The following is a 2759-nucleotide window of genomic DNA, read 5'->3' as shown; positions in this document are numbered from 1 at the left end:
AAAAACGACTTGAGGCCGTCGGCCGCGATCCGGCGCAAGAGGCCCGCCTCGGTGAACTGGTTCAGCGTGTTGTAGACGGTCGCGAGCGACAGATACGTGTTGGCCGCCATCGCCTCTTCATAGAGGCTCTCCGCGGTGACGTGACGATGGCCGCCCAGGAACAGCAATTGGCCGAGCGCCAGGCGCTGGCGGGTCGGACGCAGGCCGGCCCTGCCCAGCAATTGCAGGCAGCGCTGTACGCCGGCCCCTGCCGTGAAATCGACGTCGGGTCCGGCATCGTCATCGACAGGGATCGTCGTGGCCTGAATGTCCATCGTGGTCTCACCGCTGAAGGGAACGCGCAGCCGCGTCTCGCCAGTTGCCATTCGATCGCAGAGGCCGCCGCACGGCTTTGATCCGGATCAAATCGGAAGCAGCGCCGTCTCTGACCTATCGCAAGGTTGCCGGACTAATTCTCAGCCAAAAGGGTTCGATCTCGATGAGGGTCACATGTCCAAGCCCGTTCCCGACAAGGCAGAGGTTGCGCTCGAATATCCCGACAAGTTCTATGTCGGCACCTTCGAGCATTCCTCCCGCTTCGAGGCGAAGCTCGACGGCAGCGGCGTTGCGCTGGTGCTGCAACATCCGGGCGCGCCCGACGAACGCAAATCGGTGCATCTGCATATCAATTTCGGCCTGCTCGCCGGCATCCTGCGGGAGCTCGCAGGCAGCGTCGCCGCAATCCCTGCGGACGACATCGCGCACCGCGAGCAACTCGCCGAGGCGCTCGACGAATTGCGGCGGGCGCTCGGCGCGAAATGACGGCCTGATGCTTTTGGTCGCAGGCGCGGGCTTGGGCACAGCTGCGGCAGGCTCTCGACGCCACCAGACCCGCCCTGATCCCTCGAAACCAGCCAATTCGCGGGGGCAGAGCCCGTGCGGGAAAACAGGACGCGCTGTACATTTTTTGTGCGGACGCTGTCGAGACTTTCATCTTGCGGCGCCGAACGGGACTGTGTGAGCCTCACCGGCGGATGGGGACTGGGATGGGCTGGCCGCAGCTTCGCACGCCATGACGTCGCGAAGCGCTTTTGGCTTGCCTCGCTTGAGAAAGATACGACATGCCGAAAAGAGTATTGCTTGGTCTTCTCCTGGCTTGCGGCCTCACGGCCCCGGCGCTGGCGCAGGCGCCGAAGACGGGGGGCGTGATCAATGCCGTGATCCAGCCGGAGCCGCCCGGCCTGATGCTTGCACAAGTCCAGAACGGCCCGACCCAGATGGTGTCAGGCAACATCTTCGAAGGGCTGCTGCGCTACAGCCCGAAGCTCGAGCCGCAGCCCGGGCTTGCCGAAAGCTGGAGCGTCAGCGAAGACGCCAAGACCTACACTTTCAAGCTCAAGAAGGGCGTGACCTGGCACGACGGCAAGCCCTTCACCGCCGCCGACGTCCTGTTCTCGATGGAGATGCTGAAGCAGACGCATGCGCGTGCCCGCACCAATCTGGCGCAGGTCGACAAGATCGAGACGCCGGACGACCATACGGTGGTGTTCACGCTGAAGCAGCCCTTCGGCCCGTTCCTCGGCATCTTCGAGGTCGGCTCGATGCCGATCGTGCCGAAACATCTCTATGAAGGCACCGACTGGAAGACCAACGCCTACAACAATGCGCCTGTCGGCACCGGCCCGTTCATGTTCAAGGAGTGGCAGAAGGGCTCGTTCATCCGCCTGGTCAAGAACCCGAACTACCACGAGAAGGGCAAGCCCTATCTCGACGAGATCTACTGGCAGATCATTCCGGACGCCGCCGCGCGCTCGGTGGCGTACGAGACCGGCAAGGTCGACGTGCTGCCCGGCGGCTCGGTGGAGAATTTCGACGTGCCGCGGCTGTCCAAGCTGAAGGACACCTGCGTCACCGGCGCCGGCTGGGAGTTCTTCTCACCGCTTGCCTGGCTGTGGCTCAACAACCGCCAGGGTCCGCTCGCGGACAAGCGGGTGCGGCAGGCGATCATGTATGCGGTCGACCGCGACTTCGCCAAGGACGTGATCTGGAACGGGCTCGGCAAGGTCGCCACCGGCCCTTCCGCCTCGACCATCAAATACTACACCGACGACGTGAAGAAATATCCCTACGATCCTGCCAAGGCCAAGGCGCTGCTGAAGGAAGCCGGCTACAAGGGCGAGAAGATCCGCATCTTGCCGCTCGCCTATGGCGAGACCTGGCAGCGCTGGGGTGAGGCGGTGAAGCAGAACCTCATGGACGTCGGCATGAACATCGAGACGATCGCGACCGACGTTGCCGGCGGCAACCAGAAGATCAGCGACTGGGACTACGACATCGCCTTCACCTATCTCTACCAGTACGGCGATCCTGCGCTCGGCGTCGGCCGCAACTACATCTCCAGCAACATCGCCAAGGGCCAGGTCTTCAACAACGTCGAGGGCTATTCCAACCCGGAGATCGACAAGCTGTTTGCCGAGGGCGCCGTCGCCACGCCGGATTCCAAGCGCAAGGAGATCTACGAGAAGGCGCAGAAGATCCTGGTCGAGGACGTGCCGGTGGCCTGGATGCTCGAGCTGCAATTCCCCACGATCATGCGGTGCAAGGTCAAGAACCTGATCACCACGGGAATTGGCGTCAATGACGGCTTCAGGGACGCATGGCTCGACAAGTGACGGCAGGCGCTCCGAACTCCCCTTACCTCTCCCGCTTGCGGGAGAGGTCGCTACGCTCGAAGAGCGGAGCGGGTGAGGGCTCTCTCCTCTTGGCAATCCCTGTGCGGA

The 2759-nt window shown here is 63.2% G+C and carries 3 protein-coding genes; 2 read left to right on the top strand and 1 reads right to left on the bottom strand.

What is annotated here, in order from left to right; genetic code table 11:
- A partial coding sequence (locus tag JHD07_RS36720; protein WP_291631091.1) for a transcriptional repressor occupies window positions 1-314 on the bottom strand: 314 nt, incomplete at its 3' end.
- 175 nt (window positions 315-489) lie between these two features.
- On the opposite strand from JHD07_RS36720, the gene JHD07_RS36715 reads away from it, so the two are divergent.
- Window positions 490-801: a hypothetical protein gene (locus tag JHD07_RS36715; protein WP_291631089.1), complete on the top strand. Its 312-nt coding sequence runs from the start codon at window positions 490-492 to the stop codon at window positions 799-801.
- A gap of 299 nt (window positions 802-1100) precedes the next feature.
- Window positions 1101-2651, top strand: coding sequence for an ABC transporter substrate-binding protein (locus JHD07_RS36710; protein WP_291631087.1), 1551 nt, complete (start codon window positions 1101-1103; stop codon window positions 2649-2651).
- The last annotated feature ends 108 nt before the right edge of the window (window positions 2652-2759 follow it).

The sequence above is a fragment of the Bradyrhizobium sp. genome (assembly GCF_016462955.1).
Lineage (GTDB): Bacteria > Pseudomonadota > Alphaproteobacteria > Rhizobiales > Xanthobacteraceae > Bradyrhizobium.
Note: the sequence above shows the minus strand (reverse complement) of the source record. Positions and strands in the feature narration are given on the sequence as shown.